Source organism: Flavobacterium hydrocarbonoxydans (assembly GCF_009789235.1).
Taxonomy (GTDB): Bacteria; Bacteroidota; Bacteroidia; order Flavobacteriales; family Flavobacteriaceae; genus Flavobacterium; species Flavobacterium hydrocarbonoxydans.
On record NZ_WSTB01000018.1, the window covers coordinates 26,656 to 49,440 of the forward strand.

Genomic DNA, 22,785 nt, shown 5'->3' on the forward strand with positions numbered 1-22,785 from the left:
TTATGAACAAACAAAAAATAGCCGCTATCATTAGTGCTTTAATAGCGCTAACCGGCTTTATAGACACTTCTTTTGATTTGTTACAAAGCGTTGGCCTGAGCCTTCAAACAATTAATCAAATTAAACTTTCAGGATTGATTTTGGCCGTTGTACTTCCTGGTTTAGCCCCGTTTTTTAGAACCAGAGGTAACACCTAAATATACGCAGTTTACCAGAATAGATTTTGATTTTATAACCTAAATTTTTTAAAAGAGTTGTTGTTTATAAACAACAACTCTTTTGTTAAAGAACACAAATGGATACATATATAAATACTCTTTTCTCTAGGTCAAAAACTAAATTTAAACCTGTAAAACGGATTCTAAAACGTAATTTTACGGATTTAGCACAAAACAACTTTTTAAGAAAATCGAAAAAAAACATTTTCGAATCCGTATGGAAAACCAATAATATCTCCTCAGGATCCAGTGCATCAACACAAATAAAACTACCGCTTATAGCAACTGGTACATACGATTTTGTAGTTGATTGGGGAGATGGGAGTTCCAACAAGATCACCTCATACAATCACCCCAATACTACACATACCTATGCCATATCAGGAACCTATACAATTAAAATCGAAGGAACTTGTACAGGCTGGCAATTTGATAATTCGGGTGACCGATTAAAAATCTTATCGATCAGAACCTGGGGAAGCGCTTTTAGATTGGGCACTAATCAAGGGAACTATTTTTTTGGATGTGACAATTTGAATTTAGCAACAGTAAAAGATGTTTTGAATTTATCCGGTACTACTCATTTAAATTTTGCATTTAGCAATTGTACAGCATTAACTGAAATTAGAAAAATAAATAACTGGAATACTTCCGGAGTTGGAGATATGTGTGGTATGTTCTCAGGTTGTACCTTTTTCAACCAAAATTTAGATTTATGGAATACTACTGCAGTTACTAACATGAGTTCAATGTTTCGCAGCTGTAGTTCTTTCAATCAAAATCTTGGAAATTGGAATGTTTCTGCTGTTTTCGATTTTTCAAATATGTTTTATGATTGCACTGTATTTAATAATGGTGGAAGTTGTAATATTAATAACTGGAAAATTAGATCTTCTGGAAACATTGATATGTCGGATATGTTTTCAGAGTGTAACGCTTTCAATCAAAATATTGGAAATTGGAATACAATTGCCGTAACAACTATGAATAAGATGTTTTCTGGTTGTACTGCTTTTAATCAAAATATTGAAAATTGGAATACTACTGCTGTTACCAATATGTTTGCCATGTTTAGAAACTGTAGTCGTTTTAATCAAAATATTGAAAAATGGAATACCGCTGCTGTTACAACTATGTACGGCATGTTTTTAAATTGCAGCAGCTTTAATCAAAATATTGGAAATTGGAATACCGCTGCTGTAACCAACATGGGTGGCATGTTTTGGGAATGCACAGATTTTAACCAGAATATCGAAAATTGGAATACCACTTTGGTCACCAATATGAATGGTATGTTTTACGGTGCTGTAAATTTCGATCAAAATCTAGGAAATTGGAACGTAGCAACTGTAACCGATTTTTCAACAATGTTTTCCGGCTGTAAACACTTTAATAACGGAGGAAGTCCTGATATTAATAATTGGAAATTAAAAACTACAGCTGTAGTTGCAATGTATAATATGTTTAAAAACTGCTCCAGCTTTAATCAAAACATTGAAAATTGGAATGTATCATCTTCAAACTTACCGAAAAAAAATCAGTAATTGATTAAATATTCCACGAGTACAGGAGCCCAAAACTTGATTTTCAATAAATCTCAACAAATATAATTAACTATAGTTAAGCCCTAAATTTTACCTACGCCAAAGAATAATTTTAAAAATAATACAATGGCAACAAATATAAACACAATCCTAAGTTGGTTTAAAACCGGACTTAAACCAACACAGGCACAATTTTGGGCCTCGTGGCAATCATTTTGGCACAAAGACGAACAGATTCCGCAAAGTAACATTACCGATTTAACATCAACTCTAAATGCCAAAGCTGAAAAATCACAACTCGAAGGACACAATCATGATCCAAATGCCCACGAAGAAGCTATTGGTGAAAAACTAGACAAAGGCGGTTATACAGGAACTGCAAAAGATATTGATGAAAGAATTGCCGCAATTGAAAATCCTGACCGGGTTTTGAAATTCGGTACAATCAACATCGCAGGTTTAGCTATAACTATTGAGGCAAATGCTTTTGCATGGGTTTTAAATAAAGTAACTTATTTGATTCCTGACGCTTTTACTGAGACCATTCCTGCTGCAACAGCAGGAATGTATCGCAACGATATTTTAGTCGGAAATCAGTTCGGACAATACTCCATTATAGAAGGTATTGAAGCTGCAAACGGCGAAGCTGCCGCTGAACCGGCTGTACCTACCGGAACTATTAAATTAGGTTTTATTTCTGTTTTTGGAACCGCTATTGCAAGCTTTGGAAGTACTCCCTCTATTGAGAAAACTACGATGGTAGATGCTGATAGAATTGTTATTGATGACAGTGCAGATTCTTTTTCGAAGAAATCTGTTAAATGGGTATCAATTAAAACGTCTTTGAAAACTTGGTTCGATACTATTTACTTGACTCAAAATTCAAATCAAGAAGTATCTGGAGTTAAGACTTTTTTAGCGGGAAAATTAGGTTTAAGAAATGCGGCCAACACTTTTACTTCCTTTTTTGCAAATTCGAATACGGCTGCAAGAACATATACACTTCAAAACAGAAACGGTATCATTGCTGATAATACTGATTTAGCGACTAAGCAATCTACGTTTACAGGAATAGCTAATTATATTGTAAAATCTTTGGATTCATCAACCCTTATATCTAGTCGCTTATTTGATAATGGAACCTTCTTTGGCATTGGAACTTATCGAACTCCAGTTAAAGATTTTACGTTAGGAAATCAAACCAATAGAGAAATTGGAGTGGAAAATTCCGAGAACACAACTAAAGGAAGGGATCTAATTATTTCAGCAGGTAAAACTATAAATTTCATAATCGACTCATCTTTTGTCAAAATTTCTCCATCTGTAGGTTTTCCATCTTATGACATGACAGCTTCATCAAATAATGTTTATGCATGTAATGCCTCTAAAATTTTTAAACAATCAGGAGGAACTGGACCTTTTTTAGATATAGGAATTGTAACGAGGAATTACAGAGCTATAACTTCAACAATAACAAATGATATTTATGTATCTGTTAAGGATGGTGATATATATAAACAAATAAATGAAAGTGGGTCATTTGTGGCTTTAGGACAAACTCCTAGGAATTATACGGGGATGTGCTCATCTCCAAATGGCGATGTTTACGCTTCTGTTTCAAATGGAGACATATATAAACAGACAGGAGGAAATGGTGATTTTCTTCCGTTAGATCAAACGATTAGAACTTGGGGAAGAATGGCTGCTGCACCAAACGGAGATATATTTGCTTTAGACAGCTCTAGCATTTATAAGCAATTAGGAGGAGTTGGTGATTTCATCTTTTATAAAACAGGCGCATATGGCGGAATAGTCATAGCTCCTAATAATAATCTTTACGCAGCTATCGGAATTAATATTTATATGCAGACTAATAGTGATGGTGCATTTAATCTAACTGATTCTGTTCTTGCGCCCATATGGGGTATGGCCTCATTCGTCAATGGAAATATTTACGCTGGAGATTATTCCAATAATATTTATGTACAACAAAACAGCGATACTGGAATTCCTAATTTAGACGGTGGCACATTAAAATTAAAATCTGGTACAGGAAAAGGAAATGCTCAAAGTAAAATAGAATTCATAACAGGTCAAAAACTTTCATCTGGAACAGATATGCAGATTGAGACACTTAGAGGTTTTATCGATGAAAACGGACATATGATATGGACTAATATGCCAACCTTTTCAGATAATTCAGCTGCACTTGCAGGTGGACTTCCTGTTGGATGCGAATATAAAACAGCTACTGGAGACCGAAAAATAGTGTATTGATTATTTTGATTAAAGAGTACTAAATCGTTGTATCTTTTATAAAAATCATTACCCTTTTTTCTTCACAAAATAATTAGTAAGGTTATAGAATTATAATCTTTTGAAACACAAAATTCCAAACAAAAAACATGGCAACAAACCTAAACACAATCCTAAGTTGGTTTAAAACCGGACTTAAACCTACACAAGCACAATTTTGGGCTTCGTGGCAATCATTTTGGCATAAGGATGAACTAATTCCGCAAAGTAATATTGCTGATTTAATATCAACTCTAAATGCTAAAGCTGAGAAATCACAGCTGGAAGGACACAATCATGATCCTGAGGCTCACTCAGAATCTATTGGTGAAAAACTAGACAAGGGCGGTTATGCAGGAACTGCGAAAGATATAGATGAAAGAATTGCTGCAATTGAAAATCCTGACCGGGTTTTGAAATTCGGTACAATCAATATCGCTGGTTTAGCTATAACTATTGAGGCCAATGCTTTTGCTTGGGTTTTAAATAAAGCTGCTTACTTAACTCCTGACGCTTTTACTGAGACCATTCCTGCTGCAACAGCAGGAATGTATCGTAATGATATTTTAATCGGAAATCAATTTGGACAATACTCTATTATAGAAGGTATTGAAGCTGCAAACGGCGAAGCTGCTGCTGAACCGGCTGTCCCCAGTGGAACCATTAAATTAGGTTTTATTTCTGTTTTTGGAACTGCTATTGCAGGTTCTGGAAGTACTCCCTCTATTGAGAAAACTACGATGGTAGATGCTGATAGAATTGTTATTGATGATAGTGCAGATTCTTTTTCGAAGAAATCGGTTAAATGGGTATCGATAAAAGCTAATTTAAAAGCTTGGTTTGATACCTTATATAAATCTTGGATTTTAGGTATTAATATACAATCAGGAATAACTTATACGCTTGGTCTTAATGACTATAATAAAAGAATTGTTTTTACAAACTCTAATCCTGTGGCTTTTACTATACCTACAAATGCGAGTCTTGCAATTCCTATTGGTTCTAAATTCGAATTTACACAAAAAGGTAATGGTGTTGTGACTTTGGGAGGTGCAGGAATTAATTTTACGACTAATCTACAATTAGTAATGGTAAAAGGCGAAACCCGAACCATTACTAAGATAGGTACAGATGAATGGACTGTCGAAGGATTTAATATTCCTAAAAGAACATTTTCTGTTGTTTTTTCGTGGACAGGAACTTATGTAGGCTCTATTACAGATTACGCTCCTAATAGAGAAGGTGGACATTTTAATAATCCTGTATTTGATACTAGCGTGAATTATGGTAATCTTTTATACATGCCTTTTAAATGTAAAATTAAAGCAGTTGTTCATGGCGGTAATGCTTTGGGTACGCCAGTAAGTTTGAAGATAAATAAAAGGTTAGGTTCTTCCGGTTTTGAAACAATAGCTTCTAAAACTGTTGGGCCATATTCAAACGGTTCTACACCTTATGTTTTTTCTTATGGCACAGATATAGACAGTACAAAAATTATAGATGCCGGAGGTTCGATAATGATTACGTTTAACAATAATAATGTATCGACAGGAGTATGGAGGACACCATCACTTCTGATATATTTTGAAGAAGAATTTTAAAACAGACTATAATTAAACTAAATACAACACACTATGTTTCTCCAATTTTAATACAAGGAAAATTTGATAATGTATTTATTAAAGAAACCTCATTTGAGTTAGAAAGAGCTGAAAATTACTTACTCATAAATTTTGAAAAGTACTATTTCAGTGGTGAAGAAAAAATCTCAATAACTCATAACACAAGATAATTAAGAATTAAAACAAATAAAGCCTTTTAACATCTTAATTTATCTACTCAGAAAATTCGATTGAATATAAAAAAATCGCGATAACTTTCTCTATCCTCATAAAAAAACCTCGAAAGCCAACACTTTCGAGGTTTCTTAGAGAATTACTAAACTAATAAATAAAGCCTAAAACTATTTTTTTACAGAAAATTTGAAAGTAGTTTTGGTTTTATAATTTTCACCAGGATTTAAAACGGTTGTTGGAAAATCTTTCTGGTTTGGAGAATCCGGATAATGTTGTGTTTCTAGGCAAAAACCGGTTCTGTGTGCGTATGTTCCGCCGTTGCGCATTGGTAAAGTTCCGTCAAGAAAATTTCCTGAGTAAAACTGAATTCCCGGCTCATCGGTTGTTATTTCTAAAAGTCGTCCGCTTGCTGGTTCGTAAGCCGAAGCCACAATCGTTTTTCCTTTTTCAGTATTGTTCAGTACCCAGCAGTGATCGTATCCTTTTCCTCTTTCTAACTGCTCGTTTTTAACTCCAATATCTTTTCCGACTAATTTTGGTTTTCTAAAATCAAAAGGTGTATTGGTGACATCTTCTAATTTTCCGGTCGGAATTAAAGTCGCATCCACAGGAACCAATTTATCAGCATTTAATGTGATTTCGTGATCTAAAATCGTTTTAGAAAAATCACCTGATAAATTGAAGTACGTATGCTGCGTTAAGTTTACAATGGTTTTCTTATCGGTCGTGGCCTCGTAAAGCACTTCTAACTGATTGTCATTTGTTAAGGTGTATGTTACAAAAACCTGCAGGTTTCCAGGATATCCTTCTTCACCATCTTTCGCTAAATAGGATAATTTTAAAGAAGCTTTTTCTCCTGATTTTGTTTCTGTTGCTGTCCAAACTACTCTATGAAAACCTTCCGGTCCACCGTGTAAAGCATTTGGCGCATTGTTTATTGCTAACTGATAATTTTTTCCGTCAAGCGAAAATTTTCCTTTTGCAATTCGGTTTCCAAATCTCCCAATCAAAGCACCGAAGAACGGATTCTCTTTTTGATATTGTTCCAAAGAAGTAAAACCTGTTACCACATTTTCTGAAACACCTTCTTTATTAGGTACTTTCAAATCAGTAATAATTCCACCAAAAGTGATGATATCGACTTCCATCCCATTTTGGTTTTTCAGCTTATAACTGTCTATTTTTTCTCCTTTTAGAGTTGTTCCGTAAGCCGATTTTACGATGGTTACAGAATCTTTTACTTCTTGAGTAGCATTTGTTTCCATTTTTTTATCGTTTTTACATTGAACCGAAATTGCAGCCAAACTCAGTAAGCTTATTCCGAAAACGCAACGTTTTAATACATTCATAAATGATTTTTTTTAGTTTTTTTGTGAAATGTTAAAAGTAAAATGTTAGATGTGAAATTTAGTCATTTTAAAAATGTAAAAAATCATCTATTTAGGTTTTTTACATTTTACATTTCACAAATTACATTTTACTGCCTTAAAGCCCGTGTTGAAACAAATGATAATATGCTTCATTAGCATTCAGTTTATCTTTGAAATCTCTCACGGTTGTTTTTTCATCAATTACCAATAATTCAATTCCAGCAATATCAGCGAAATCTTCCATAAACTCAGTTGTAACAGACTGGCTATAAACCGTGTGATGTGCTCCTCCTGCCAAAATCCAGGCTGTTGCTGCAATATCAAGGTTTGGTTTACAATCCCATAAAACTCTTGCAACTGGTAATTTTGGTAAATCTGCCATTGGTTTTACGGCTACTACTTCGTTTACAATCAAACGGAAACGATTGCCCATATCTACCAACGATACATTGATAGCATCTCCAGCTGGTGAATTAAATACCAAACGTGCTGGATCTTCTTTTCCTCCAATTCCTAATGGATGTACTTCGCAAGAAGGTTTTCCATCAGCAATAGACGGACAAATTTCTAACATGTGCGATCCCAAAACGTATGATTTTTGAGGTGTAAAGTGATAAGTGTAATCTTCCATGAAAGACGTTCCTCCTTCAAGACCAATGTTCATTACTTTTAAAGCACGAACCATTGCAGCCGTTTTCCAGTCGCCTTCGCCACCAAAACCATAACCATCAGCCATTAATCTTTGTGTTGCGATTCCTGGTAATTGTTTCCAGACACCCAGGTTTTCGAATGTATCTGTAAAAGCTCCAAAACCTCCTTCTTCAAGAAAAGCTCTTAAACCTAATTCTATTTTTGCGGCTTCTACCAAAGAACTTCTTTGCGCTCCGCCTTCTTTTAAAGAATCCGTCAAATTATATGACGATTCGTAAACTGCTAATAAATCATTTAATTGTGTATCGGTAACTTTCTCGATATGTTTGGTAACATCTGATGAATCGTATCCGTTTACTGAAACGCCAAAACGTATCTGAGCTTCAACTTTATCACCTTCGGTAACCGCAACTTCACGCATATTGTCTCCAATACGGGCTACTTTTAAGTTTTGAAGTTCATCCCAACCCAATACAACTCTTGTCCAGACTCCGAGTTTATTTTGAACTCTTTCGTCTTCCCAGTGACCCACAACCACTTTGCGTTTTTTACGCATTCTGGACATGATAAAACCAAACTCACGATCTCCGTGTGCCGATTGATTCAGGTTCATGAAATCCATATCAATAGTTCCCCACGGAATTTCAGCATTGTATTGTGTATGCAAATGACATAATGGTTTCTTCAAAATACTCAATCCTCCAATCCACATTTTAGCTGGCGAAAAAGTATGCATCCAGGCAATGATTCCGATACAGTTTTTGTTCGTGTTCGCTGCCAAGCATACATCCAGAATTTGAGAAGGCGATTTTACCACATCTTTATAAACCACTTTTACCGGAATGCTCGATGAAGCATCTAGTCCTTTTGCAATAATTTGCGAATGTTCTGCTACTTTTCTTAGTGTTTCTTCACCGTATAATTCCTGGCTGCCTACTACAAACCAAACTTCTTTTTGAGATATATCAATCATTTTTATCTTTTGTTTCAGGTTTTCTTTGTTTCAAGTTTGCTTCGCCTGTTCGAGCAGAGCTCTCGAGTCAAGTTCGAAAAAATAGAAAACCTTCGTTATTTATTGTTTTTATTTCAAGTTTCAGATTTAAAGTTTTTTTGAATCCTTCAATCTAAAATCTACATTCTAAAATCTAAAATTATTTATTGTCCGTAATACGAATCTTTTCCGTGTTTACGTTCGTAATGTTTTTTTATTAAGGAATCTTTCAGTCTTGGTGCGTTGGGGTTTATTTGTAAAGTCAGATACGCCATTTCGGCTACTACTTCCAGAACTTTACTGTTATAAACCGCCTTTGCTGCGTTTTTTCCCCAGGCAAACGGACCGTGATTACCGATCAGAATCATTTCTACTTCTTCATACGAAAGTTTTTTTTCTTTGAAACAATCCAAAATCTGAATTCCGGTATTGTGTTCGTAATTCCCTTCGATAAGCGCGTCTGCCATTGGCGGAGCACACGGAATGTCTGACGTTAAATGATCGGCATGTGTTGTCCCGAAAATCGGAATATCACGTTGCGATTGCGCCCAGGCTACTGAGTAAGTTGCATGTGTATGCGCTACACCACCAATGTTTGGCCAGTTTTTATATAAATAAGCATGTGTTTTGGTATCAGAAGAAGGACGCATTGTTCCTTCGATAATAGTATTATCAAAATCTACAATAACGATGTCTTCTGGTTTTAAATCTTCGTAAGGAACGCCGCTTGGTTTGATAGCAAAAACACCCTTTTCTCTGTCAACAGCACTTACGTTCCCAAATGTATATACGACCAAATTCAGTGCATTCAATTGCATGTTGGCTTCGTAACATTCCTGTTTTAAATCTTTATAAAGAGAACTCATTTTCTGTAATTTTAATGGATGGATCTTCAAAAGCACTTAATTGATCATAAGCAACCAGCAATTTGTTGTATGCCGCTACTTTGTCTAATTGAGGGAAATATTCTCCGTCAAAATCGCTTCCTATTTTTTGGCTTGCTTCGATTACGTTTGAATAAATTCCGGCGGCAACGGCTGCGTAAATCGCTGCTCCCAAAGCTGGAGTCTGGTCTGAAGCTGCAATTTTGATTGGTTTATTCAAAACATTCGCCAAAGTCTGCATGATAAAAGGTGATTTTCTGGCAACACCCCCAATTCCGATTACGCTGTCGATTTTTACGCCTTCTTCCTCAAAACGATCCACTATTTTTTTCGCTCCAAAGCAGATTGCGTTTACCAAAGCTTTGAAAATATGAGGTGCTTTTGTTCCTAAAGATAAGTTTGAAATGGCACTTTTTAATTCCTGATTCGCATCTGGAGTTCTTCTTCCGTTGATCCAGTCCAAAGCAATTGGAAGACTTTCTGAAACTGGAATTTTCTCTGCTTCTTTTGTTAATTCAACGATTAATTTATCGCTGAATTCTTCTCTTAATTGCTCTTTCTGCGTATCATTCAAAACAGAAGAGGATGTCAGTAAATGTTCCGTTGGCCACATCAATAATTCTTTGTACCAGGCCAGTAAATCTCCAAAAGCTGATTGTCCAGCTTCCAAACCAATAAAACCTGGAATTACAGATCCATCCACTTGTCCGCAGATACCGCGAACGGTTTTTGTTCCAACTTCGTCATAAGAACCCACCAAAATATCGCAGGTTGAAGTTCCCATAACGCGAACCAAAGTATTCTCGCCAATTTTTGCTCCAACAGCACCGGAATGCGCATCAAAAGTTCCAACAGCCACTACAGTTTCTGTAGAAAGTCCTAAACGATCGGCCCATTCTTGGCTTAAATTTCCGGCAACTAAATCAGATGTATAAGTCTCATCGTATAAATTGCCACGAAGTGTTGCTAAATACGGATGTAATTTTTCTAAAAATTCTACTGGAGGAAGTCCATTCCAGTCTTCGTGCCACATCGCTTTATGTCCTGCTGCGCAACGGCTTCTTTTGAATGATTTTAAATCTTTGTCCTCAATCAATAAATACGTCATTAAATCGCAGTGTTCCATCCAGGTATGCGCTGCATTTCGAACCGCTTCATCTTCTCTGGCAATGTGTAGGATTTTTGCCCAAAACCATTCTGATGAATAGATTCCGCCTACATATTTGGTCACGTTTTCTCCGCCCCAGCTTACGGCCAGTTCGTTGATTTCGTTGGCTTCATTTATCGAAGTATGATCTTTCCACAACACCATCATCGCATTAGGATTTTCCTCGAAACCTTTTGTAAGAGCTAGTGGAATTCCATCTTTGGTTACAGGAACTGGTGAAGATCCTGTGGTGTCTATACAAATTCCTTTTACTAATGAAGGATCAACTTTACTTTCTTTTATAACGGTCTGAATCGTAATTTCTAGCCCTTCGATATGATCTAAAGGATGCTGGCGAAACTGATTGATGGATGCGTCACAATATTGCTTGTTCTTCCATCTTTTATAATGAGAAACATTTGATGCTAACTCTTGCCCATTTTCAGTATCTATTAGCACCGCCCGAACAGAATCTGTTCCGTAGTCCAATCCTATAACGTAATTTTTCATTCGAAATTCATTTTTTAATAATGACAAATATAAATATAATTAATTTATAAGTGTGTAAAAAACACTTAATAAAAATAAGCACTGTAATTTTTACAAATAATTCATTAAAACAGGCATTTAGGGGCAAAACAAAAAATAAACGTTAGTTTTACATTTATTCTGTTGTGATTATTTCATCTTAATTTTCAAAACCGTTACCGAGTATGCTGGAAAATCGTATTGCACTTTGCTTCCTTTTACTTTAAATTCACTTTCTTTCGGACTGATTTTCTTTGGAGATTCAAATGAATTCTCATCGTTTAAACCTTCTCCTTTCAAAATTAAAGCTGTTCCTTTCGAGTCTAATTTTCCTCCTTTTAAGTCGATGGCAACATTTTGAGAAGCCGAAGAAGTGTTTACAATTTTCAGTATGACCTCTTTCGAATTGGTATCTTTTACAGCCGACGCAAACAAATCGTTCTGACCTGTAACTGCTTTTCCGTCTTTGGTAATATTGATTAAATCGGTTCCTCTGTTATTGGCAAATAATTTCTGAACATAATAATTGGGTGTTCCATAAGATTCTAAATTATTGAACCAGATCATATCCGGAGTCCACTGCCAGCCTTCCACATGAGCCAATAACGGCGCATACGATGTTAGGTGAACTACCTCAGCATTACGCTCCATTCCGGTCATAAAAGCAGCTTCAGAAAAAGCACATTCCCAATTATTTTTATTTAATGGACTAGCAATTTCTACACTTTGAGCGGCATATTCCCCAGCAAAAATCTTTGGTCCTTTACGATCGTAATTATCATATCGGGTGGCATTTTTACGAAACCATTCCGGGCTTTTGTAATAATGTTCATCCACAATTTCAGTATTTAGTTTTTTAAGTTCTTTCATACCATAATCAAAATAATCTCCTTCCGGGAAAGGTCCTGTTCCGGAAACTATGGTAATGTTCGGATATTTGGCTTTAATGGCTTTTTGAAATACTTTGAAACGTTCGATATAATCTGGTCCCCATTGCTCATTTCCAACTCCGATGAATTTTAAATTAAAGGATTTTGGATGTCCCATATCGGCTCTTAGTTTCCCCCAGGCAGTAGTAACATCACCATTGGCAAATTCAATTAAATCTAAAGCATCCTGAACATAAGGATCCAACTGATCCATCGGAACTAATTCTCCTGTATTAAACTGACACGCCATTCCGCAGCTTAAAATTGGTAATGGCGATGCTCCGATATCTTCAGAAAGCTGAAAATATTCGAAAAATCCCAATCCAAAACTCTGAAAATAATCCGGTGTTGGTTTGTGTGCAAATTCGATATTCCAACGGTTGATTAAAAACTCTCTGTCTTCAATGTTTCCAACTGATTTTTTCCATTGGTAACGTTCAGCCAGTGTTTTTCCTTCAACAATACACCCTCCCGGAAAACGTAAAAATCCTGGTTTTAAATCGTATAACAATTGCACTAAATCACTACGCAGACCGTTCTTTCTTCCTTTCCAGGTATCTTCCGGAAACAACGAAATCATGTCCAGAGCAATTACTCCTGTTCCTTCAAAAGTGATTTTGATTTGTGCTTTCGCTTCGGTCGCAGTGGCAACTAATTGTGCCGTATAATTCGTCCAGTTATTGGAAGTTGGCACAATAGAGGTCTCGCCTAAAACCTTTTTATTTTTATCAATAAACTGAATTTTTATTTTCGAAATATTTCCAGATTCCTTAGATGCTTTTAGTGAAAAATTATAATGCAAATCTTTCTTGATTCCCATTCCTCTAAAACCTTCGTTAAGCAATTCGTAACCATTGGCATCATTTACCGTTATGCGGCAATAATTATGATTGGTTCCTTTTTGAGAATATTGGATGATTTTTGCGATTCCGGATTTCTCATTCAATTTATGCCTGTCGCTGTTTGGTTCGTTCCAGCCCATAAAAGGGAGCTCAAATTCGAACGATCTGTTTTTGATCATTTCAGCATACAAACCTCCATCGGCAGCAAAATTGATGTCTTCAAAAAATACGCCGTACATCGTGGGCTGAATTTTGGTTACCGATTTTGAGAAATCAACTTCAAGATTGTTTTTTTGTGCCGAAGCAAAAAGGCCGCTAAGCATTAAACCACAAAGGGTCATTTTGGTAATTAAATTAGGCTTCATTTTTTTATAGTTAAATGTGTTTTTATCGACCGCGGATGATACTGATTCACTAAAGTGAAACCGCGGATAAAAACGGATTTTTATTTTTATAAACTTTGACTTTATTTTCTTTTTTAAACACATAGATACATAGAATTTGATAGCCAAAAAAAGGCATTTCATTTGCTTCAAGAAACATAGCTATGTGTTCAAATCTAGATTTGTTTTGTACTCTTTTTTATTAATTTAATTCTATGTTTTCTATGTGTTTATTTTTTTGCACACAGATCTTTTTTCTTTACTCTAAATTCTATTTTCTATTTATAATCCAGCCAGACTTTCATCTTCCCTACACCACGATTTGACCAGCTGTAATACGGAATGGCTTTGAATTTTGAGTTTTCGATTACGTTTACGCCCTGCAATAAATTAGGTTCTTTTTTTACTTTGAAAGTATCGCCGGCAGCGACATCTATTTTATCAAAATTGGTTTTATTGTCAATTTCTTCTACTGCGTAAACGATCGGACCATATTCTAGAGAAACTTTATTTTTATTGGTTTCTACTTTCGCATTCGTAACAACTTCCTGCACTTCCATCGGGAAATTAAGATTGATTTTATCGCCTTTTTTCCAGTTTCTGGTAATGGTAAAATAACCTTCTTCCGGCTGCATTGCGATTGATTCTCCATTAATGGAAATTGTTGCTTTTTGAGTCGAAGCTTTTTTATAACTGTACAAATCTCCCGGCAAAACTTCGTTTCTGGCCCAGCCCGGAACACGAAGTTTTATTGTGAACTTACTTTCTTTTTTCGGGTTAACTGCAATAGCAACTTTGCCATTCCACGGATATCCTGTCTGCTGCGAAATCTGCAAATCGGTTTTTCCTAAAGTGATGGAAGCCGTGTTTGAAGCAAATAAATTGACATACAAAGCGTCTTTTGATTTGGAGTAAATCAGTCCCGGAATCGAAGGTACAAAACGAATTAAATTGGTTGGACAACAAGAACAGTCAAACCAGGCCTGACGGGTGCAGGAACCTCTGTTTGATTTATAGACACCATCCGCTTCCAGAGCATTTGGATAGAAAAATTGTTTTCCATCTAATGAAATTCCAGAAATCAAACCGTTGTACATCGTGCGTTCGATTACATCAAAATACTGTGATTTACCAGATAAGTTATGCAATCTGTGATTCCAATAAACATCTCCAATTGCCGCACAGGTTTCGTTATAAGCGGTTAAATTGGGCAGTTCGTAATTGCTTCCAAAAGCTTCTCCCTCATGTCTCGAACCTATTCCGCCCGTGATATACATCTTTTTGTTGACCATATTTTCCCATAAATTATTAATGGCATCCGTATAGGCTTTGTCTTTGGTCATCGCGGCAATATCCGTCATTCCCGCATACATATAAACCGCTCTCACAGCGTGGCCAACTACTTCATTTTGCTGCACAACCGGCATATGATCCTGTGCATACTCGCCATATAATTTATGATTGTCCGGATTACCGCGATTGTCTAAATAGTATTTTGCCAGTTTTAGATACGCTTCTTTTCCGGTAATTTGGTATAATTTGATGAGACCCGTTTCTACAATCTGATGTCCCGGAACTCCTTTTACCTGACCTGGACCATCGCCAAAAGTTTTCACTAACAAATCAGCATTTTTGATGGCAATGTCTAAAAAGTTTCTTTTTCCAGTAGCTTCATAATGCACTACCGCAGCTTCAATTAAGTGCCCTGCGTTATAACATTCGTGACTAATCTGCAGCGATTCCCAACGTTTTCCTTCAATAACCGGAACCCAGGTACAAGGCGGTTTTGCAGGATTTATGGTTCGCCAAGTGGTTAAGTAACCGTCTTTTTCCTGACCTATTTTTACAATAGCAATCAGCGAATCCAGTACGCTTTCTAACTTTGGATTTGGCGCACTGATTAAGGTATTCGAAGCGCCTTCGATAATTTTGTAAACATCCGTATCATCAAAAGGCATTTCTCCTCTTACTGTCCCGGTTTTTTGTTTTCCGGCAATTAAAAAATTCTCAAAACGACCTTCTTCATTACATTTCTGAATGGCATATTCTATCGTAATTTCCTGTACTCTTTTGATAATGGGCAGCCAAAAAGAATCAGACAATTTTACATTTTGAATGTTTACCGGTTCTATTGGATAACCGGCTTTTGTTACTGACGTTTTATTGGATTGCAACACATCGTTTTGGGTTTCTTTACAGGAAAGAAAAACCATAAACGACATGAAAATCGTAATAACAGGGAAAGTATATTTATTCATTATGCTAAATTTCTATTTTAAAACAGGCCACAAATCAGCGTCCCATTGTATTTCTTTAACCACTAATCTTGGTGTTCCGTTGGTTTTCTTTTCGTAGGCGTGATAAAAAATATAATCTTTTCCATCAAACGTATAAGTACTGTTATGGCCTACGCCAAAGTAATTCTCATCGCCCTGAACCACTAAACTGCCACCACCTTCTGCCAATGATTTTCCGTCTTTATCGACATAAGGACCTGTTACACTTTTTGATCTTCCAACCACTACTTTATAGGTACTTTTTTCGCCTCTGCAGCATAAATCCCAGGAAAGAAACTGATAATAGTAACCATTTTTCTTAAAGATAAAAGGAGCTTCAAGCGCACCATCTCCAGGATCTGAGTCCGGTAATTCGAAAGTTCTTTTGCGTTTGGCAATCGTATGCCATTCCTGCGGTTGTGCAATTGATTTTAAATCGGGGTTTAATTTTACCAATTTCAGCCCTTCCCAAAAAGAACCAAATGACAGCCACGGTGTATTGTTTTCGTCAAAAACCAAATTCGGATCAATGGCATTCCACATATCGCGGTTGGGTTCAGACTGAATGACGATTCCCTGATCGACCCATTTGTAGTTTTTATCTTTTGGATCTAATGTTGTATTGGTCACCAAACCAATCGCCGAAGTATTTTTGGCGAAAGCCGAAACCGAATAATACAAATAATAGACCTTATTATGAAAGGTAATATCCGGAGCCCAGATATGGTTTTTAAAATCGGCTGCAACACCATCTGCCCAAACGGGTTTTTCTTTGAAAATTTGCGGTTCCTTTTGCCAGGTTTTCAAATCTTTTGAACTAAAAGCACTGATACCGTTACCAGTGCAATACAAATAATAGGTGTCTTTTTGTTTAATAACCACCGGATCGTGAACGACTATTTCCTGCGCAAATGAAACTGAAGCTATCAGCATCATTAAAACAAAAAGTATATATTTTATGTTCTTGTACAACTTCATAGTTTATGTTTTTTTCACCATATAAGTGATATAAGTTAATTTAAGTTTGGTTGTAAATTGGAACGCTTTTTTAAACCATATAAGTGATATAAGAAAATTTAAGTTTGGTTCTTGTTTGGAACGGTTTTTTAAACAATATAAGAACAGTTAAGTTTTTCAAGTCTAGCTTTAAATGAACTTATATTACTTATATGGTGAAAATTTTAGTCCTGCTTTTTTTCAAGTCTAGTTTTAAATGAACTTATATCACTTATATGGTGAAAATTTTATTCTTGCTGTTTTGAAAAACTACTGAATTCCTTCAGAAGTCATTACCACACGTTTCATGGTTCCGTCTTTGTTATAAAATAATTTATCGACACAAACAGATCGTCTGAAGCTTCCTCCATTGGGCTGTGTTGCCCCATTGTGATAAATAAAATACGATTGTCCTTTAAAATCAATTATCGATTGATGATTGGTATTGCTGTTTCCGGCCAGTTCATTCAGGATGCCTTTGTATTCCCACGGACCGTTTATTGACTTGCTCATAGCGTAGGCAATTTTTTCAGGAAACTGATACGCATACGATAAATAATACCAGTTTTTATGTTTATGAATCCAGGGAGCCTCAGTAAAATTAGGTAAGCTTATCGTCTGAATTGGGCCGTCTAATTCAAGCATATTTTCTTTTAGTTTGGCATAATGGCAAACGGTATTTCCCCAAAACAAATACGCCTGACCATCCTCATCAATATAAACTGTTGGGTCGATATCGTCCCAGCTTATATTGGTGTGTTTGGTCATGTCATTGGTAATTAAGGCTTTCCCTAAAGCATCTTTGAAAGGCCCTGTTGGACTATCTGAAACCGCAATACCAATTGACTTTCCTGGAATTGTTGCATGTGAAACCGTTACATACCAATAAAATTTTCCGTTACGTTCGATGACCTGCGAAGCCCATGCATCATTTGAAGCCCATTTAAAATCGGTTACTTTTAAGGGTACCGGATGCGATTGCCAATTCTTCATATCCGACGAAGAATAAACCAGCCATTCTTCCATCTTATAAAAATTAAAATCATTTGGCGCGACATCATGTCCTGCGTACAAATACACTTTGTCCTTATACACAAGGGCGGCTGGATCACCGGTATAATTATCGGTAATAATTGGGTTATTTAATTTTGCCGAATCTGTTTGTGCAACAGCTGTTGTGCAGGACACAAGCAAAACTAAAAACGACAAGTTTGTAATTAGGTTTTTCATTATATATTTTTTTCTCGCAGATCTTGCAGATTTAGCAGATTTTTTATCTTTTCTAATTATTTAAATCTGTAACTATACTTTATTTTTGGAATTTGGAATTTAAAAACCTGGTACTTCCTAATTCACTTTTTTACCCCAAACCGGCAGTCCTGCTGCAGTAAGTCCGGAATAACTTATCGTTACTTTTCTGGTAGCGGCTTCCCAATCCCAGGCATCACTTACTTTGCATTTTATACCATTTACGGTCAATGTTTTGGCAGTACTGTCATACGACCAGGTTCCGGTCACGGCACCGCTTACTTTTTTATCAGCCGTTAAGTAAATCGTAACCGATTTTTGAATAACTGCATATTGGTAGTTCATGGTAATTTGTTCCCAGGTTCCAATAAAAGAAGCTTCTGTAATAGTCGTGGCAGGTACCGCGGCATATCTTTCAGCATCTACAACCGGCCAGCCGTCTTCTGTCCATTTTATGGCGCGAACGTGTCCCATCATAACAGCATTTGAAGCATTGATTCCAGGTACATCTTTTGGCAAACGAGCCTGCGATGCATAATACCATTGCTTGGTATCCGGATTTTGAAAAACAGAACAGTGCGCAAATCCTACCCATCCCGTATGATTATTAAACCCATAAGGATGTGTAAGCATTGGCCAGCAATCTGCTCCATTGGTTACATTGGCTCCGTTGATTCCTAAGAAAGGCCCTGTAATACTTTTAGAACGGCAAACTCTTGTATTGTAAGGAACATCCAGACCGTCATAAGCCAGGAAAAGATAATAATATTGCGTTTCGGGATTGTATATCATTTCCGGTCCTTCCGAAGCCTGCCAACGACTGGTAGCACTTCTGGAAGCTATGCGGGTTCCGTAATCGGCTAGGGTTTTTAACTGATTTGGTTTTCCTGTTGCCGGATTTAATTTTAATGATGCAATACCAGAATGCCATGAGCCATAAATCAGGTATTGTTCTCCCTCAGGAGTTTCTACAAAAGTAGGATCGATGGCATTGAATTTAAAATAAGCGTTTTCCCAATTTCTGGCTCCTGAAAAAGAATAAGGTTTTACGCCATCAGGTTCAGAGCATACTACCATTCCTTTATCTTCCCAAACATTTGTCGCTAAATCATCCGATTCTGCTAATCCTATAAAAGCTCTTTCTGACCATGAAGTCGAAAAATCAGCTCCCACAATAGGTTCGTCAACTACTATGCTGTAATACAAACGGAATTTACTGCCTACTTTTTTTACATAAGGCGCCCAGTAACCATATCTCGGGTTTTCAATTGGTGGCAAGGCAGGAACCATTCGGGCTCTTTTATTGTTCAGAGAATCTTTTACCCAAGCCGGAATTGTAGCCATTGCCGATCCCATATACTCCCAGGTAACCAGATCTTTCGAACGTCTGTACGGAAAATGTCCGTGACCATCATGGGCATTTCCATAAGAAGCATCTGTTTGATACATATAATAGTATTCCCCTGATTTTTCTACAGATGGATCATGAACGTTGGCTAAATTCCATTGTGCCCTGCTTCCCCAAGAGGAAATAGAAGTATAATTATCCGCATACGTCGGTCCCGGAAAAGCCGTTGGGTTTGGCTTAGGATCGGGTGTAGGTGTAGGCGTTGGATTTGGATCAGATCCCGGATCGTCACTGGAACAACTCACTACCGCCAGAGTAAATAAAAACAGTCCGATATACGAGACTGCTTTTATTATATAATTTGACTTCTTCATATTTTATGTTTTTTATTTCCCCTCTAAAACAATTACTGAGAAAGGAGGAATGGTAATTTCAAGTTTTCCTTTTTTGTTTTCGAAACCTTTATACACTGTAGGTACAATTTTGTTTGGGGTATCGAATGAATTGTAATCCTGTAATTTTGATGCGGTAATAATTTGCGCCGTAACATTTTTCACTCCTAAATCATTGATATCAATTACAACTTTGTTTTTGTTTTTAGCATCTACATTTACTAATGAAATATGTACCAGTCCGTTTTTATCCTTTGATGCTGAAGCCGAAACCGCCGGAAGTTTTTCTCCGTTTACGGTATAATCCGGAGAGGTAAAACTAATTGGCAATAACTTCGCATCCTGATGCACACTGTATAATTTCATAACATGATAAGTAGGTGTCAGGATCATTTTGGCATTATCCGTAAGGATAACCGCCTGCAATACATTCACACACTGTGCTAAGTTTGCCATACGAACCCTGTCAGCATGGTTGTTGAAAATATTAAGTGTTGATCCGGCTAAAACTGCATCTCTCATGGTGTTTTGTTGGTATAAAAATCCAGGATTTGTTCCTTTTTGTACTTCATACCAGCCTCCCCATTCGTCAACAATCATGGCTACTTTCTTCTCCGGATCGTATTTATCCATAATGGCTGAATGTTTGGTAACCAATTCTTCCATTTTTAATGCTGATTGCATGGTTTTGAAATATTCAGTCTCGGTATAATTAACATCTTCTCCTTTTTTGCCCCAGTCGATAACTGCATAATGATGTACACCCACTCCGCCTAACATATTGAGCGGAATGTTTTTCATCAATACTTCTGTCCAGTTATAATCAGCGCTGTTTGATCCGGAAGCAATACGGGTAATACCGCCTGTGTTTTCCCAATCAGACATGAAGGTTGCAAATTTGCGGTATTCGCCAGCATAATATTCAGCTGTCATGTTTCCGCCACATCCCCAGGCTTCGTTTCCTATTCCCCAGAACTTCACTTTCCAAGGTTCAGTTCTTCCATTCTTTTTACGCAAGTCACTCATCGGGCTCTTTCCGCTAAAGTTGGCATATTGTACCCAGTCAGCTAATTCCTGTACAGTACCGCTACCCACATTTCCTGATAAATAAGGTTCCGTTCCAAGCAGCTCACACATGTTTAGGAAATCATGTGTTCCAAAGCTGTTATCTTCTGTAACACCTCCCCACCATTTGTTTACAATAGTTGGTCTCTGTTCCTGAGGTCCAATACCATCTTTCCAGTGGTATGTATCAGCAAAACAACCGCCGGGCCATCTAAGGTTAGGAATTTTTAAATCTTTTAAAGCCGCAACAATATCATTTCGCACTCCTTTTGTATTTGGTATTTTTGAAGTGTCACCAACAAAAAACCCTCCGTAAATTGATCTGCCCAAATGCTCTGCAAAATGGCCGTAGATGTTTTTATCAATAGTAGGAGCGTCTGCAGTATTCTTAATCGAAAGTACTGTTGTAGTCTCTTTTTGTGAGAAAACAAATTGATTACAAAATGTAAAGACAAATAGAATTAAAAATGATTTTTTCATGTTTTGAATGCTTTAAAGAGAGAGAAACTAAAGCTTCTCTCCGGATATTAATTATTTAATAAGATAATGTTGGCCAACCTCCTGACCATGTAAAATAAACTATTTCGAGTTTTGGATTTCCGTTGTCTGCTTTATCATAATAATGAACCGCTCCCTTTTGAGTTCCGGTAATTCTTGACAAATGACCCGGTCCTATATAATTTCCCTGTGCTGCTAAAACGGTTGTTCCTCCTCCGCTTTTTAAAGATACTCCATTTTTATCTGTAAAAGGTCCAAACGGACTAGTAGAGCGTCCTACCACAATATAATAAGTACTGTTTATACCATTACAACAAGTACCTCTATTGACAAACATATAATAATAACTGCCTTCTTTTACTAAACAAGGAGCTTCCCACGAAGCGCCATTTCCGCCAGCTACTACCGTTCTTGTTCCAGTTGGTTTTCCTGTCGAAGGATTGATCTGTACTACGCCAATTCCGGCATGCCAGGAACCATACGCCATATACACATTACTTCCGTCAACCAGTATCGAAGCATCGATTGCATTTACATCTGAAGCCGATGACGAGGCAACCACAACGCCTCTGTCTGTCCATTTGGTTCCCGCACTTTGCGAAATAGACGGGGCAGTTACCAACCCAATGGCCGATCTTGCTGAGCCAAAAGTAGAGCAGGAGTAATACATATTCCATCTATTATTAAACCACGCCACATCCGGAGCCCAATACGTTTTGGTAAAACCGGGTACATAACCTGTAATCCAGCCTGGTGTTGCTGTAAATACTGATGTTCCCCATGTCCAGCTTGTTAAATTGGTAGAATACGTCATAGGGATATTATCTCCTGTTGTAAAAACATAATAATTAACCCCGCTTTTTACTATCGTACTCGGATCGTGTGACGGGACATTGCCTGCAACCGTCTTTGCTGTTATATTTTTTACTGCGGAATTTTGAGCCGCCGCATTAACCTCATTATCTGAAGATGTTACGTCTTCAGTCTGACAACCCACTACTAAAATTGCAACCAAAATCAAGCTTATAATTGTTTTCATTGTTTTAATAATTTAAGTTAATGTTCCCTTTTTTGGTGTTATTCTTTCAAAGAATAGGGCACCTTGGTTAACCTGTAAAAAAAATCAGTCCGTACCATAATCTCTTTCATCCAATGCTGAAGTTTTAAACTGTGTTTTAGGTTAGGAGACGTATAATTTGACGTCTCCTAACCTAAAATTTGACGTCCGGAACGTCAACGTTGACGTTAAATCATCCATCGTTGACGTTCTGAACCCCGTCGTTGACGTTGTAAACCCCATCGTTGACGTTCCAGACGTCATCGTTGAGGTTCCGAACCCCGTCGTTGACGTTCCAGACGTCAAATTTTACCTTCAGAACGTCAA

The 22,785-nt window shown here is 36.8% G+C and carries 15 protein-coding genes; 4 read left to right on the top strand and 11 right to left on the bottom strand.

Annotated features, from left to right (window positions below; all coding sequences use genetic code 11):
- Positions 1–2: 2 nt before the first annotated feature.
- The 4 genes from GON26_RS20580 (at position 3) to GON26_RS20595 (ending at position 5,658) form a co-directional block, all read left to right on the top strand.
- Positions 3–197 carry a hypothetical protein gene (locus GON26_RS20580; RefSeq protein ID WP_160376654.1) on the top strand — a complete coding sequence of 65 codons (195 nt, stop codon included), beginning with the start codon at positions 3–5 and terminating at the stop codon, positions 195–197.
- A gap of 98 nt (positions 198–295) precedes the next feature.
- Entirely contained in the window at positions 296–1,762 is a 1,467-nt protein-coding gene (locus GON26_RS20585; RefSeq protein ID WP_160376655.1) for a BspA family leucine-rich repeat surface protein, read from the top strand.
- Between the two features lie 126 nt (positions 1,763–1,888).
- Positions 1,889–4,039 carry an NHL repeat-containing protein gene (locus GON26_RS20590; RefSeq protein ID WP_160376656.1) on the top strand — a complete coding sequence of 717 codons (2,151 nt, stop codon included), beginning with the start codon at positions 1,889–1,891 and terminating at the stop codon, positions 4,037–4,039.
- Between the two features lie 128 nt (positions 4,040–4,167).
- Complete coding sequence (locus tag GON26_RS20595; protein ID WP_160376657.1) at positions 4,168–5,658, top strand: hypothetical protein; 1,491 nt, start codon at positions 4,168–4,170, stop codon at positions 5,656–5,658.
- Positions 5,659–6,020: 362 nt separating this feature from the next.
- On the opposite strand, the gene GON26_RS20600 is transcribed toward GON26_RS20595, so the two are convergent.
- From GON26_RS20600 to GON26_RS20650, 11 genes are all read right to left on the bottom strand, one after another.
- Positions 6,021–7,202, bottom strand: a complete 1,182-nt coding sequence (locus GON26_RS20600) for an aldose epimerase family protein (protein ID WP_160376658.1) — start codon at positions 7,200–7,202, stop codon at positions 6,021–6,023.
- A 136-nt stretch (positions 7,203–7,338) separates the two neighbouring features.
- Entirely contained in the window at positions 7,339–8,847 is a 1,509-nt protein-coding gene (araA, locus tag GON26_RS20605; protein ID WP_160376659.1) for an L-arabinose isomerase, read from the bottom strand.
- A 182-nt stretch (positions 8,848–9,029) separates the two neighbouring features.
- Positions 9,030–9,731 carry an L-ribulose-5-phosphate 4-epimerase gene (locus GON26_RS20610; RefSeq protein WP_160376660.1) on the bottom strand — a complete coding sequence of 234 codons (702 nt, stop codon included), beginning with the start codon at positions 9,729–9,731 and terminating at the stop codon, positions 9,030–9,032.
- The gene (locus GON26_RS20615; protein ID WP_160376661.1) at positions 9,715–11,406 is read right to left on the bottom strand and encodes a ribulokinase; all 1,692 of its coding nucleotides are present in this window, start codon (positions 11,404–11,406) and stop codon (positions 9,715–9,717) included. Before GON26_RS20615 ends, GON26_RS20610 begins: the two co-directional genes overlap by 17 nt.
- 168 nt (positions 11,407–11,574) lie before the next feature.
- Positions 11,575–13,560 (bottom strand): alpha-L-arabinofuranosidase C-terminal domain-containing protein, encoded by a 1,986-nt coding sequence (locus tag GON26_RS20620; RefSeq protein WP_160376662.1) that lies wholly within the window; start codon positions 13,558–13,560, stop codon positions 11,575–11,577.
- Between the two features lie 296 nt (positions 13,561–13,856).
- Entirely contained in the window at positions 13,857–15,836 is a 1,980-nt protein-coding gene (locus GON26_RS20625) for a glycoside hydrolase family 127 protein (RefSeq protein WP_230407976.1), read from the bottom strand.
- Positions 15,837–15,848: 12 nt separating this feature from the next.
- A complete protein-coding gene (locus tag GON26_RS20630) occupies positions 15,849–16,832 on the bottom strand; it encodes an arabinan endo-1,5-alpha-L-arabinosidase (protein ID WP_160376663.1) in 984 nt (327 codons plus the stop codon).
- A gap of 288 nt (positions 16,833–17,120) precedes the next feature.
- Positions 17,121–18,080 carry a glycoside hydrolase family 43 protein gene (locus GON26_RS20635; RefSeq protein ID WP_160376664.1) on the bottom strand — a complete coding sequence of 320 codons (960 nt, stop codon included), beginning with the start codon at positions 18,078–18,080 and terminating at the stop codon, positions 17,121–17,123.
- A 117-nt stretch (positions 18,081–18,197) separates the two neighbouring features.
- The gene (locus GON26_RS20640; protein ID WP_160376665.1) at positions 18,198–19,820 is read right to left on the bottom strand and encodes an arabinan endo-1,5-alpha-L-arabinosidase; all 1,623 of its coding nucleotides are present in this window, start codon (positions 19,818–19,820) and stop codon (positions 18,198–18,200) included.
- 12 nt (positions 19,821–19,832) lie between these two features.
- On the bottom strand, positions 19,833–21,383 hold the full coding sequence (locus GON26_RS20645) for an alpha-N-arabinofuranosidase (protein WP_160376666.1): 1,551 nt from the start codon (positions 21,381–21,383) through the stop codon (positions 19,833–19,835).
- Between the two features lie 55 nt (positions 21,384–21,438).
- Complete coding sequence (locus tag GON26_RS20650) at positions 21,439–22,440, bottom strand: arabinan endo-1,5-alpha-L-arabinosidase (RefSeq protein ID WP_160376667.1); 1,002 nt, start codon at positions 22,438–22,440, stop codon at positions 21,439–21,441.
- Positions 22,441–22,785 lie beyond the last annotated feature (345 nt).